At 68.8% G+C, this 12,429-nt stretch carries 12 protein-coding genes, 1 tRNA gene and 1 pseudogene; 8 read left to right on the forward strand and 6 right to left on the reverse strand.

Annotation, left to right across the window (positions count from 1 at the left end):
* Positions 1-45 precede the first annotated feature (45 nt).
* From pdxY to GDR74_RS07255, 3 genes are read left to right on the forward strand one after another with little or no spacing between them, the layout of a single operon-like run.
* On the forward strand, positions 46-894 hold the full coding sequence (pdxY, locus tag GDR74_RS07245) for a pyridoxal kinase PdxY (RefSeq protein ID WP_152585681.1): 849 nt from the start codon (positions 46-48) through the stop codon (positions 892-894).
* A gap of 3 nt (positions 895-897) precedes the next feature.
* On the forward strand, positions 898-1,803 hold the full coding sequence (locus tag GDR74_RS07250; protein WP_152585682.1) for a PhzF family phenazine biosynthesis protein: 906 nt from the start codon (positions 898-900) through the stop codon (positions 1,801-1,803).
* Positions 1,800-2,525: an NUDIX hydrolase gene (locus GDR74_RS07255; RefSeq protein WP_152585683.1), complete on the forward strand. Its 726-nt coding sequence runs from the start codon at positions 1,800-1,802 to the stop codon at positions 2,523-2,525. Before GDR74_RS07250 ends, GDR74_RS07255 begins: the two co-directional genes overlap by 4 nt.
* On the opposite strand, the gene GDR74_RS07260 is transcribed toward GDR74_RS07255, so the two are convergent.
* A complete protein-coding gene (locus GDR74_RS07260; RefSeq protein ID WP_152585684.1) occupies positions 2,516-2,836 on the reverse strand; it encodes a hypothetical protein in 321 nt (106 codons plus the stop codon). The two genes, GDR74_RS07255 and GDR74_RS07260, sit on opposite strands and share 10 nt — an antisense overlap.
* A gap of 191 nt (positions 2,837-3,027) precedes the next feature.
* Positions 3,028-3,495, reverse strand: a complete 468-nt coding sequence (locus GDR74_RS07265) for a DUF1203 domain-containing protein (RefSeq protein ID WP_152585685.1) — start codon at positions 3,493-3,495, stop codon at positions 3,028-3,030.
* A 236-nt stretch (positions 3,496-3,731) separates the two neighbouring features.
* On the opposite strand from GDR74_RS07265, the gene GDR74_RS07270 reads away from it, so the two are divergent.
* Both GDR74_RS07270 and GDR74_RS07275 read left to right on the forward strand, forming a co-directional pair.
* Positions 3,732-4,154, forward strand: a complete 423-nt coding sequence (locus GDR74_RS07270; protein ID WP_152585686.1) for an SgcJ/EcaC family oxidoreductase — start codon at positions 3,732-3,734, stop codon at positions 4,152-4,154.
* Positions 4,155-4,493: 339 nt separating this feature from the next.
* Positions 4,494-6,056 carry a 2-isopropylmalate synthase gene (locus tag GDR74_RS07275; protein WP_152585687.1) on the forward strand — a complete coding sequence of 521 codons (1,563 nt, stop codon included), beginning with the start codon at positions 4,494-4,496 and terminating at the stop codon, positions 6,054-6,056.
* A gap of 434 nt (positions 6,057-6,490) precedes the next feature.
* Here the strand turns inward: GDR74_RS07275 and GDR74_RS07285 are convergent, their stop codons facing one another.
* From GDR74_RS07285 to GDR74_RS07295, 3 genes are all read right to left on the reverse strand, one after another.
* Entirely contained in the window at positions 6,491-7,600 is a 1,110-nt protein-coding gene (locus tag GDR74_RS07285; RefSeq protein ID WP_152585689.1) for an NAD(P)-dependent alcohol dehydrogenase, read from the reverse strand.
* 69 nt (positions 7,601-7,669) lie between these two features.
* Positions 7,670-8,068, reverse strand: coding sequence for a (R)-mandelonitrile lyase (locus tag GDR74_RS07290; protein WP_152585690.1), 399 nt, complete (start codon positions 8,066-8,068; stop codon positions 7,670-7,672).
* 223 nt (positions 8,069-8,291) lie between these two features.
* Positions 8,292-8,552, reverse strand: a complete 261-nt coding sequence (locus GDR74_RS07295) for a hypothetical protein (protein ID WP_152585691.1) — start codon at positions 8,550-8,552, stop codon at positions 8,292-8,294.
* A gap of 1,213 nt (positions 8,553-9,765) precedes the next feature.
* On the opposite strand from GDR74_RS07295, the gene GDR74_RS07300 reads away from it, so the two are divergent.
* Positions 9,766-9,841 (forward strand) — tRNA-Lys (locus GDR74_RS07300).
* Between the two features lie 308 nt (positions 9,842-10,149).
* On the opposite strand, the pseudogene GDR74_RS07305 reads toward GDR74_RS07300, so the two are convergent.
* Positions 10,150-10,373, reverse strand: a pseudogene (locus GDR74_RS07305) (hypothetical protein); the annotation flags it as partial.
* Between the two features lie 540 nt (positions 10,374-10,913).
* Here GDR74_RS07305 and GDR74_RS18610 point away from each other — a divergent pair.
* Positions 10,914-11,255: a hypothetical protein gene (locus GDR74_RS18610; protein WP_194164661.1), complete on the forward strand. Its 342-nt coding sequence runs from the start codon at positions 10,914-10,916 to the stop codon at positions 11,253-11,255.
* A gap of 83 nt (positions 11,256-11,338) precedes the next feature.
* On the forward strand, positions 11,339-12,427 hold the full coding sequence (locus GDR74_RS07315; RefSeq protein WP_152585692.1) for an ABC transporter ATP-binding protein: 1,089 nt from the start codon (positions 11,339-11,341) through the stop codon (positions 12,425-12,427).
* The last annotated feature ends 2 nt before the right edge of the window (positions 12,428-12,429 follow it).

Below are 12,429 nucleotides of genomic sequence, written 5' to 3' on the forward strand. Positions count from 1 at the left end.
AGGATAACGATGCGCTAACCGGAGGCGGTCAGCGGGGCAAGAGCCATGAACGTTCTTTCGATCCAATCCCACGTCGCCTACGGCCACGTCGGCAACGCGTCCGCCGTCTTTCCCATGCAGCGCCTCGGCGTCGAGGTCTGGCCGATCCACACGGTGCAGTTCTCCAACCACACGGGCTACGGCTCCTGGAAGGGGCGGGTCTTCGACGGCATGACCATCGAGGAACTGCTCGACGGGATCGCCGACCGGGGCGTCCTCGCCCGCTGCGACGGCGTGCTTTCCGGCTACATGGGGTCTCCCGACATCGGGACGGCGATCCTCTCGGCGGTATCGCGGGTCCGCGCCCTCAATCCCAACGCCCTCTATTGCTGCGATCCCGTGATCGGCGACGTGGGGCGCGGCGTCTTCGTGCGCCCCGGCATCCCCGAGTTCATGAAGGAGCAGGCGGTCCCCGCCGCCGACATCGTCACGCCCAACCAGTTCGAGCTCGACTATCTTTCGGGCGTGACGACGGAATCCCTCGCCTCCGTGAAGGAGGCGGTTTCCGCGGTCCATCGCATCGGGCCCAAGGTCGTGCTCGTCACCTCGGTCGTGTCCAGCGAGACGCCGGAGGATTCGGTCGACCTGATCGCGGGCCAGGGCGGGCGCTTCTGGCGCGTGCGCACCCCGCGCCTTTCGCTCAGCGTCAACGGGGCGGGCGATGCGATCGCGGCCCTGTTCTTCGTCCACTATGCCCGCACGCTCTCCGCGGCGAAGGCTCTCGAGAAGGCGTCCGCCTCCGTCTTCGGCCTGCTCAAGCGGACGGAGGAGGCGGGCTCGCGGGAGATCCTCACCATCGCGGCGCAGGACGAGTTCGTCGCTCCCACCCACCGCTTTCCGGCCGAGGAGATCTGATCCATGGCGCGCCGCTTCGTCACCCTCGACGTCTTCACCCGCCGGCCTTACGCCGGCAATCCGCTCGCGGTCGTCCTCGATGCCGACGGGCTCGACGGCGGCGCGATGCAGGCCATCGCCCGCGAGTTCAACCTGTCGGAGACGGTCTTCGTTCAGCCGCCGGCCGATCCGCGGCAGCGGGCGGACATCCGCATCTTCACCCCGGCAAGGGAGCTGCCCTTCGCGGGCCATCCCACCGTCGGCACGGCGGTGCTCCTCGCCCTGCTCGACCGGCAGGGCGCCGCCGGGGCCGTCGCCTTCGGCCTGAAGGAGAAGGTCGGCATCGTGCCCTGCGCCGTCGAGATCGCGGGCGAGAGCGAGGGCCGGGCCCGCTTCAGGCTCCCGCGCCTGCCCTTCGCCTGGGGAGAGGGCAAGGAGTCGAGCGACTGCGCCTGGGCGCTCGGCCTCGACCCGACCGAGATCGGATTCGAGCGGCATGTGCCGAGCCGCCACTCGGCGGGCGTGGCCTACGATCTCGTTCCCGTCGCCTCCCTGGATGCGCTGGCCCGCGCGAAGCCGCAGGGCGAGGCCTTCGACAAGGCGTTCGGCGACAGCGACCACCCGGCGGCTTATGTCTATGCCCGCATTCCGGGGGCCGAGGGCCTCCGCTTCCGGGCGCGGATGTTCGGACCCGGCATGGGCGTGGCGGAGGATCCCGCCACCGGCTCGGCGGCAGCCGCCTTCGCCGGGGCGCTGATGCAGTGCGAGCCCCTGGGCGACGGCGAGCACGACGTGGTGATCGAGCAGGGTGTGGAGATGGGCCGCCCCAGCGAGATCGCGCTCCAGCTGACCATCGAGAAGGGGGCGCTGGTCTCGGCGGAGATCGGCGGGCACGCGGTCGTGGTGAGCCGCGGCGAAATCCTCGCATGAGGCGGGAGCTCGCCATCACCCGCGTGGCGCGGGTGGAAGCCGTGTCCCGGCCGTTCGCGTGGCGGTGGGCGGAGGAGAACCGTGCGGCCATCATGGAGAACTGGCGCCGGCGCGTCGCCGCGACGCCCAAGATGTTCAACGGCCGGGTGCTCCTGGTGAGCGACATCGCCGTGACGCCGGATCTGTGCCGCAACACCTATTTCGAGACCGACTACGCCAACCTCGTCGCCTGGATCGACATGGGCCATCCGGATCCTGGCGTGGCGAACGGCTTCGCGATGGCAGCCCTGCGCGGCAGCGACGGAGCCTATATCTGCGGCGTCATGAGCCACGACACGGCGAATGGCGGCCGCGTCTATTTCCCGGCCGGAACGCCGGACCGCTCCGACCTGCGGGACGGAGGCCGGGTGGACCTCGCCACCAGCCTCACCCGCGAGCTGCGGGAGGAGACCGGCCTCACGGAAGCGGATTACACGCTGTCGGACGAGTGGATCGTCGTCGAGCGCTGGCCCGCGGTCGCCCTGATGCGCCACGCCACCCTGCACATCCCGGCCGCGGAGGGCGCGGAGAGGATCCGCGCCGCCATCGCCGCGCAGGAGCACCCGGAACTCAGCGACGTCCGCATCGTCCGCCGTGCCGAGGACATCGACCCGAAGACGATGCCGCTCTTCCTCCAGTCGTTCTTCCGCTGGAGCTTCTCGACGTCCGGCCCTCAGCGATAGCCGTACCGGGCCTTGGTCGCATTGACCATGCGGATCGCCTCCGCCTCGCGCCCTGCGGCGCAGGCCGTGTCCGCCGGACCGAGATCCCTCTCCACCCGGTCGTAGACCGACCGGTTGACGTGACCCATGGCGAGATCGTTGCTCATGACCGCGCGGTAGCGCTCGATCTCGCCCCGGCAGCCCGCGCCTTCCGGCATGCGGAAGCTCGACGGCGTCGCCGCGGACGCCGCGGGCGGAGCGGTCTGGTTGCAGGCGGCGAGCGGAAGCGCCGCCAGGCCGGCGAGCCACAGGGTGCGGACGGCAAGAATCATCGGAACGTACTCCCCTCGTATCGATGCGGCATTCGGTAGTAAGGATCACCGGTATCCCGGTAAATAACCGATCCGAACAGCTTATGGTCCGTCCTGGTCATCCAGAAGCTGCTCGGGCGGCAGTGGAACTCAAAGCTGACCGCGTACCTGGACAAGCAGCCGGCTCGGGTCCAATGACTTTGCTGATGGCGTCAGGCCCGCTCGATGCGGCCGGAGTAGCATCCGCGCCTGGCGTTGTGGACGTGGATGTAATCGACCTGTGGGTTCGCGAAAAGGCGCTCGATGAGCCCCTCGATTTCCTTACCCTCGACGATGTCGGCATCGAGCATCATCCCGGCCGCGTCATAGGCGCGCAACGACAGAAGCCGTAGGCGCATGACCTCGGGGATGTCGTTGACGCGGTCATAGGTCTCCTCCGCGCCCTCGCGTACGAAGATCGCGTGGGTCGCACGGTATGGCGTCCCGGCGGGCTGGCAGACATGGTTGAGGAGCAGGAGGGTCTCGCCCACCCTGGCCTCGCGCATTTCGATGCGGTCTGGATAGCCAGGACTCTCATTGGCCACGTAACGGATCACCCCATGGGTGGCGAGGTCCCGCTCGCTCAGCCCGTAGAGGTGACGGAACGGCTCCGGCGACAGCCCGACGACACGAAAGTCCATAAACGACCTCCTTGTTGATGTTGATCGGCACCTCGAACATCAATGCCGGTGCAGTCGGCGACCACCCGATTCCTGTGATGGATCTGGCATCCGGTAACCTTTCCACCTCTCCGTTGGCGGCATGTGCTACCGAATGCCGTATCGATGCCTCTTCGGGCTCTGCTCCCAATTAGGGCATTCTTCCTGGGCGGCAATTCACCGTATTCTTGCGATCCCGCCGCAAAGGGACGAGAGACATGCCGCGAACGCCTGCGCCCGAGGATGTGCCGCGCGCCTTCATCGAAGCCTGGAACCGCCACGACATGCCCGCCCTCGCCGGGCTGTTCGCGGAGAAGGCGCACTTCGTCAACGTCGTCGGCCTGTGGTGGAAGAGCCGGGACGAGATCGAGGCCGCCCACGCGGCGACCCACGCGACCATCTTCAGGGAGAGCCGCCTCACGGGCGAGGTCGGCGCGGTGACGCCGCTCGCCCCGGGCCTCGCCGCGGTCCATCTGGTCTGGGAGATGACCGGCCAGGCCGGAACCGACGGGGCGCCTGCCGGACCGCGCCGGGGCATCCTGTTGTTCGTGCTGAAGGAGGAGGGGAATCGGTGGCAGGTGGCGGTCGCCCAGAACACCGACATCGTCCCCGGAGTCCTGGCTCCCGAAGCGCGTCCTTAGGCGCCGTCCGCTCCGGTATGGCGCGAATTTTTCGTGCGCGACGTTCCGTCCGGGGCGTTCGTTTGTTTCAAGCGCTTGCCATCCGGCCCGGGCGCCGCTACAAACGGCTGCACCGCGACGAGCGGTCTTGAGGAGGAATGGGACGCGATGTTCATCGGCTCCCGCAGCGCCAGGACGAAAGGCCCCGCTTCCGCGGCGGCCTCCGCGCGCCTCCTTGGTCTCCTTCTCCTTAGTCGCCCCTGAGGGTCGGCTGGGCGCTGCCGCCTGGGCTCTCAGGGGTTTCGCGATGAGGAACCAAACGAGAGCGCCGCGCCGCTCGCCCCGAGAAGGATATATTCGATGACCGTTTCCCCCGCCGCCGGATCCTCCAAGGACCGCGTTCTGATCTTCGACACGACCCTGCGCGACGGCGAGCAGTGCCCCGGCGCCACCATGACCCTGGAAGAGAAGCTGGAAATGGCCGAGCTGCTCGACGCCATGGGCGTCGACATCATCGAGGCCGGCTTCCCCATCGCCTCCAACGGCGACTTCGAGGCGGTATCCCTCATCGCCCAGCAGGTGAAGCGGGCGACCGTGGCGGGCCTCGCCCGCGCCATCTCCGCCGACATCGCCCGGGCGGGCGAGGCGGTGCGGCATGCCAGGCGGCCGCGCATCCACACCTTCGTCTCCACCTCGCCGATCCACCTGGCGCACCAGATGCGCAAGACCGAGGAGGAGGTGCTGGAGATCATCGCCGCGACCGTCGGCCAGGCGCGCAACCTGGTGGAGGACGTGGAGTGGTCCGCCATGGACGCGACCCGCACCTCCATCGAGTATCTCTGCCGCTGCGTCGAGGCCGCCATCAGGGCCGGCGCCACCACCATCAACCTGCCCGACACGGTGGGCTACGCCACGCCCGACGAGTACCGCGCCATGTTCCGCGCCGTGCGCGAGCGGGTGCCGAACGCCGACAAGGCGATCTTCTCCGCCCACTGCCACAACGACCTGGGCCTGGCGGTCGCGAACTCGCTGGCGGCCCTCGAGGGCGGCGTGCGCCAGATCGAGTGCACCGTCAACGGCATCGGCGAGCGGGCCGGCAACGCGGCGCTGGAGGAGATCGTGATGGCGATCAAGACCCGCGGCGACGTGCTGCCCTACGAGACCGGCATCGAGACCACCATGCTCACCCGCGCCTCGAAGCTCGCCTCCGCCGCCACGTCGTTCCCCGTGCAGTACAACAAGGCCATCGTCGGCCGGAACGCCTTCGCCCACGAGAGCGGCATCCACCAGGACGGCATGCTCAAGCATGCCCAGACCTACGAGATCATGACGCCCGAGAGCGTCGGCGTGACGAAGACCAGCCTCGTCATGGGCAAGCACTCGGGCCGGGCCGCCTTCCGCAACAAGCTGGAGGAGCTGGGCTACAAGCTCTCCGACAACCAGTTCCAGGACGCCTTCGAGCGCTTCAAAGACCTGGCCGACCGCAAGAAGCACGTCTACGACGAGGACATCGAGGCCCTGGTGGACCAGAACATCGCCATGGCCCACGACCGCATCAAGCTGGTCTCCCTCTCCATCGTCGCCGGAACCCGCGGCCCGCAGCGGGCGACCATGAAGCTCCAGGTCGACGACCGGATCGTCACCGAGGAGCAGGAGGGCAACGGCCCCGTGGACGCCACCTTCAACGCCATCAAGGCCCTGGTGCCGCACGAGGCGGTGCTGGAGCTCTACCAGGTCCATGCGGTGACGGAGGGCACGGACGCGCAGGCGGAGGTCTCGGTGCGCCTCTCGGCGGACAACCGCAGCGTCACCGCGCGCGCCGCCGATCCCGATACCCTGGTCGCCTCGGCCCAGGCCTATCTCGGCGCCCTCAACAAGCTCCTGAGCCGCGGCGCCCGGCTGCACGCCCAGGCGGCGGAATAGGCGGGAACGGTTCCGCCGCTCGCAGCGCATCGCGGCCGGCCCCGCGCCGGCCGCCTGCGACTCAGTATTCCTGGCCGGTCGGCCTGAACAGGATCTCGCTGACGTCCACATCGTCGGGCTGGCTCATGGTCGGGCTGGCTCACGGTTGGGCTGGCTCATGGCGAAGGCGACCATGCCCGCGAAGGATCCGGCCGGGATGGCGCCCTCGCAGGCCTTGCGCATGCCCTCCGCGATGTCGGGTTCGGCGATGCCGCCGGACCGCCGCTCGCCCCGGCGATGCCGGCCGCCTTGTCCTCGATGCCCTGAGGCTGGCGTATCCTTTCCTGTGATCTCGCATCCACCGGATCCGCGACGGCTGTGTCGGCGCCGTCCCCCGCCACGCGGGCGGACGGAGGGCGGTCGATCCGTCCTTCGGTGCCGCTCCTGCGACCGCGTCAACCGACCGCGTTGGGCGGGAGAGCCTGCGCACGTGCCGCGCCCTCAGGGTCGGTCAGGGAGGCCATGTCGATCACGAAGCGATAGCGCACGTCCGAGCGCTCCATGCGCGCGAAGGCCTCGTTGATCCGGTCCATGCGGATGGTCTCGGTTTCGGGCAGGATGTTCTTGCGCGCGCAGAAGTCGAGCAGTTCCTGGGTCTCGCGGATGCCGCCGATGGGCGAGCCCGCGACGCGACGCCGCCCGAGCAGGAGCGGAACGGAGGACATCCCGTCGAGCGGGCCGATCTGGCCCACGATCACCAGCGTGCCGTCCACGTCCAGCAGCGGCAGATAGGGATCGAGCTCGTGCTTGGTGGGGACGGTGTCGATGATGAGATCGAAGGTGTTCGCCGCCTGTGCCATCGCATCCGGATCGGTGGAGACGAGGAGCCGGTCGGCGCCCAGCGCCAGCGCATCGGCTTTCTTGTCGGGCGTGCGGCTCATGACGGTGACATGGGCGCCGAGGCCGGCGGCGAGTTTCACCGCCATGTGGCCGAGCCCCCCTAGGCCGATCACGCCGACGCGGCTGCCGGGACCCACGTTCCAGGTGCGCAGGGGCGAGTAGGTGGTGATGCCCGCGCACAGGAGCGGGGCCGCCCGGGAGAGGTCGAGCCCATCCGGAACGCGCAGGACGAATTCCTGGCGGACCACCACGTGCTTGGAATAGCCGCCCTGGGTCATCTCCTGCGTGATGCGGTCGAAGCCGCCATAGGTCATCGTGTTGCCTTCCCGGCAGAGCTGCTCCTCGCCCCGGCGGCACTGGTCGCAGTGCTGGCAGCTGTCGACCATGCATCCGACGGCCACGTGGTCGCCCGCCTTGAAGCGCGTGACCTCGGGGCCGACCTCGATCACGCGACCGACGATCTCGTGGCCGGGAACGACCGGGTAGTTGGACCAGCCCCAGTCGTTGCGCGCCCAATGCAGGTCCGAGTGGCAGACGCCGCAATAGAGGATCTCCATCGCGACGTCGTTCGCCCGCAGCGCCCGGCGCTCGAAGGAGAAGGGCTGAAGGCGCGCGCCGGCGGAGGGGGCGGCGTAACCGAAGGTCTTGTAGCGGAAGCTCGTCATGGCGTTTCTCGTTCGGTTCCTGTTGGGTTGAGCGTGGATGCCCCGGCCGGGCGCTGCCCCGTGATGCGGTCACCCGGCCCGGTACTGCTCCTCGCTCACATGCTCCAGCCACTCGACCGCCTTGCCGTCGAGCGCCTCCTGAATGGCGATGTGGGTCATGGCCGTGGTCGGACCCGCCCCGTGCCAGTGCTTCTCGCCCGGCTCGAACCACACCACGTCGCCGGGCCGGATCTCCTCGACCGGGCCGCCCTCGCGCTGGGCGAGCCCGCAGCCGGCGGTGACGATCAGGACCTGGCCGAGCGGGTGGGTGTGCCAGGCCGTGCGGGCGCCCGGCTCGAACGTGACCGCGTTGCCGGCCGCCCGGGCGGGAGCCGTGGCCGGGAACAGCGGATCGATGCGCACCGTGCCCGTGAACCACTCCGCCGGCCCTTTGCCGGACGGTTGCGAACCGCTTCGCCTGATCTCCATCGTGCTCATCCCCTTCGAGTGTCGTTGTTCCGGCGCGCCGATGCCGTCTGCCGGGGTGCCGCGTGTGATCTAGGGCACGCGACTGCGGGCGGTTAGAGGCGGCAGGCCGGCGAGCCTGCCTGCGCGGCTCGGGAGATTCCACGGGCGGTCCGGCGCTTCGGCCGTTCGGGGAGACGCGACTGTCCCGAGAGAAGGGGCGTGCGATGCCTGCATGTCGAGCGCCTCACCGGCGCAGGATGGCGCGCAGGCTTTCGCGCTGCTCGCGCCAGTGGACGCGGGCCTGGTGCAGGCCCTCGCCGACGGCCTCGGCGAACATCTGGCGGTGGGCGAGATAGCAGGGCGGCCCGTAGCCGCCCTGGCAGCCGTGCTCGCGGCGGCAGGCCCGGCGACGGCAGCGGGCGGGCAGCTGCAGCACGTCGGCGAGGCGGCGCAGGACATCGTCGGGGTCGGGAAGCCTGGAGAGAATGCGGTCGGCAGGAGACATGAACGGTTCTCGTGAAATCGATGCATGGAAACGATGTGGAAGGCACGCCGCCGCGTCCTCCGGGCGCGTGGGCCCGGAGGGGCGGCGGGGTCGAGGGGGCACGAGGATCGCTCCGGCTCGGGGGAAGGAAGGGGTGAAGGCAATGAGCCGCAGCGTCATCGCGCCCGGTTCTTTTCCGGCGGACCGGCGGCGGAGGCTCCGGGGATGGCCCGGACGCGGGACGGCGTTGACGAACGCCGGCGGCGCCGGACGGCCCGGAGCCCCGGCGGTGCCGGGGCCGCCCGCGGCCGGCGCGTGCGTGGCGCGCGGGCGCGGGACCGGTCCCGTCCCCGCATTCGGCGACGCCTCGCGAGCGCGCCCCTCGGCGGGACGGGATGGTTACGATATAGCCGAGCCTGGCGCCGCTGTCAAGAACGAAAGCGGAACATTATCGCGGACGCGCCCTGCCGGGACGCGCAGCGGGCAGCGCCATGGCCGTCGCGGGGCACGCTTCGAGGGGCCCGCCTGTCCGGACGGCGGCCGCCGCGGCGTCTTCGCCCTGCACCGCAGGGGTGATGGGCTCCGGGCTCGCCTGCGGCGCCCCGGAATGACGGAGGGCGAGGGAAGAAGGGCGCGGCGAGACGGGAAGGACAGAGGGCGATGGAGGCGCGGCGCATTCCCTCCCCCGCCGGTCCCGGGTGTTCCCGGGATCGGCTCTCTCAATGCGCAAGTCGGGAGCACCCGGCTTGCGAGGGGGAGGGCCAGGGTGGGGCCGGCGCCACGATTCCGGAGCGAGGCGCCCGCACCCCCCTCCAGCTCTCCCCCGCAAGGGGGAGGGCCCGGTGGCGCTTGCCGAGGAAGGGGGAGAGGGCAGGGTGCTGCTGCCTGGGAATGCCCGAAATGCGCGGGCACGGTCGCGCTTCGCGCTGCAATGGATGCTCGATGTCCGGCCCGGCCCGCGGAGCGACCCGGTACCGGAATCGGGTCTTGGCCGGGCCTCGCCCTCGACCGGCCGGTGACGCGCTGGAGGGCCAGGGGAACACCGCGCCGGGCGCCGCAGCCCGAGGAACGGGGTCCCTGACGAAAGGTTGCGGAAGCCATCCCGGCGCCGAGGCGAAATCCGCCACCCGATGAGGCAAAAAACCTCTCCGAACGGGCTAGACAGAGGCCGTGCCGTTTGTTACACGCACGGCCTCTTCGGCGAACAACGCAAGCGCCGAACCGCTACGGCGACGGGTGTATAGCTCAGTTGGTAGAGCAGCTGACTCTTAATCAGCGGGTCCAAGGTTCGAGTCCTTGTACACCCACCATTCATTTCAGCGAAAACGGCAGGTTTTCCAAGTCGCCGGAGAAGGCGGCATCTCTCAACAAGTTGGCTTGACGAGGGCCGTCTCTCCGCCCCGTTTCTCGGCGGCTGAGCGCCACCCATAGGCGTCTTCAACCGGCGTTTTCTCCACCGCGAAACGTTCATTTTCCGGGCTCTGAGGAGCGGTTCGAATCGCGACTGAGACTTGTCTTGGCCTCGGACCAGGTGCTCATGGTCAGCTTATCGCATTCAAGCTGCCTGTCTGAAGCCACGGCTGCACTTCCGAAAACGACCCTGCTCAGACGGGCATCGTCAAGTCGCTGGAGAAGGATACGCCAGTCCTGGTTCGGAACTGAAACAGGCGACAGTCCCAGCGCCGTTTACCTCGGCCCAGGCCTGGAACGTCCGGCGTGGGCACGGCGATGATCAGCGGCATTGGTGTTGGCAGGGCGGTGGAAGAGGTTTGCCATCCGGTCATGAACCGCGAGAAAGCGTTGGGCCTGACCGGCTGACTTGAAGCGTTTCACGATGCGCTCGCTTTACAGCCGGTTTGCGCCGCGCGAGCACGGCTGCTCTGAACAGGGCATCGGTGAGAAAGCGCGAATTCAAGCGGACACCTGTCGCGACACTCCTTTCAAGTGATCGCGAAGGACGTGCTGGTCCGAGAAGTTCACTCGATGTGCACGTCGGATGTCCCCCCGGCCAAAGGGACGTTCCCTGAAGTCCAGGGCGCCATGGTCGCAGACGATGTCGTCCACCAGCCACTCGATGCCGGCCTTGTGCGATGGTCGCCGACGCTGCCGAGCGATCCAATCGCCACCTCCTCCACGCTATCCATCGCGGCGGCGCACTTTGCCGCGAGAATGCTTGTCAAGCCTGTGGCAAGTCCAATTGAAGGGAGAACGGAGGATTCTGCTGTTCGCAACTGCTCAATCTGACAAAAGAAGTCCGCATCTGCGGTGATGTCGATATAGTCGGTACCGCAGCCCCGGCGAGATAGCATCGGATCTCGGCGTCGGTCTGTCGGCTCTGGGCCGCTGGAACGACCGCGCGGTAACCGAGACTTCTTCAAGATCTTGAGATCCGAGCCGGTCTGGCGCGCCGTCGTCCAGACGAGAGCCGAGGCCGAGGAGGCAACCGGCCGTTACATCGACAGCTTCTACAATCCCATCCGGCGCCATTCGACGCTCGACGACGTCAGCCCAGTCCCATTCCACCCGGTCGGGCCGAATGGGGCTGGGCCGGCCTGCCGCTCCACCTCCACCTCCGGCAAGACCGCTGTCCACACGCCCTGGCCGTGCCCTTGCGCTTCACGAATACTCAACCTAAGCTTGCCCAATAACAAAAGACCAACCGGTCGAATCGTGCGGGGGCTTCGGGAGGGAACGCTTGAACAAGCGCTTCCATGGCGGACGTGATCGGCCCACCGGTGCCGGGGCGTCGACCTTTTCGCGGTCGAAGACAGGGCAGGCCGCGCCTCTCCGACCGCGGGACATGAGCCATGTCGCTCGTTCTCGATAGCGTCACCAAGACGGTCGGCGCGCAGACGCACATCGCGGACGTGTCCCTTGCCCTCGAGCGGGGCTCCCTCAACGTGCTCCTCGGAGCGACCCTCGCCGGCAAGACCTCGCTCATGCGGCTGATGGCGGGCCTGGACGCTCCGACGCAAGGGCGTGTCCTCGTCAATGGAAACGACGTGACGGGCTGGCCCGTGCAGCGGCGCAGCGTGGCCATGGTCTATCAGCAGTTCATCAACTATCCGTCCTTCTCCGTCTACGAGAACATCGCCTCCCCCCTGCGGGTCGCAGGCCTCCCCAGGCACGAGATCGACGTCCGCGTGCGGGAGGCGGCGAAGCTTCTCAAGCTGGAGCCGTATCTCGACCGCAGGCCGCTCACCCTCTCGGGCGGCCAGCAGCAGCGGACCGCCATCGCGAGGGCGCTGGTGAAGCGGGCCGATCTCGTCCTGCTCGACGAACCGCTCGCCAACCTGGACTACAAGCTGCGCGAGGAACTGCGGGAAGAGCTGCCCCGGGTCTTCGCGGCCTCGGGCGCGATCTTCGTCTATGCCACCACCGAGCCATCGGAGGCGCTGCTCCTCGGCGGCAACACGGCGACCCTCTTCGAGGGACGGGTGACCCAGTTCGGGCCGACGCCGCAGGTCTACCGCCATCCCAGCGACATCACTACGGCGCGTGTCTTCTCCGATCCGCCGCTCAACACCCTGGGCATTCGCAAGGAGCGGGGCGCCGTGTCCCTGAGCACTGGCGGAGACGTGCGCGCGGCCGGAATCCTGGCGGCAGTTCCCGACGGGACCTACACCTTGGGCTTCCGCGCCCACCACCTCGCGCTCGATCCGCCGCAGGGCGAGGCAATCCCCATCGCGGCGGCGGTGTCGGTCGCCGAGATCGCGGGTTCGGAAAGCTTCGTGCATCTCGACGCGGGCCATCACCGCTTCGTGGCCCTCGTTCCCGGCGTCAAGCGCCTCGAACCGGGCGCGCCGGTGACCGCCTTCGTGGACCTGCGCCACGTCTTCCTGTTCGACGGCAGCGGCCGTCTCGCGGCGGCGGATGCCGCGCAACGGGCCGCATGAGG

It is taken from the genome of Microvirga thermotolerans (genome assembly GCF_009363855.1).
GTDB lineage: Bacteria > Pseudomonadota > Alphaproteobacteria > Rhizobiales > Beijerinckiaceae > Microvirga > Microvirga thermotolerans.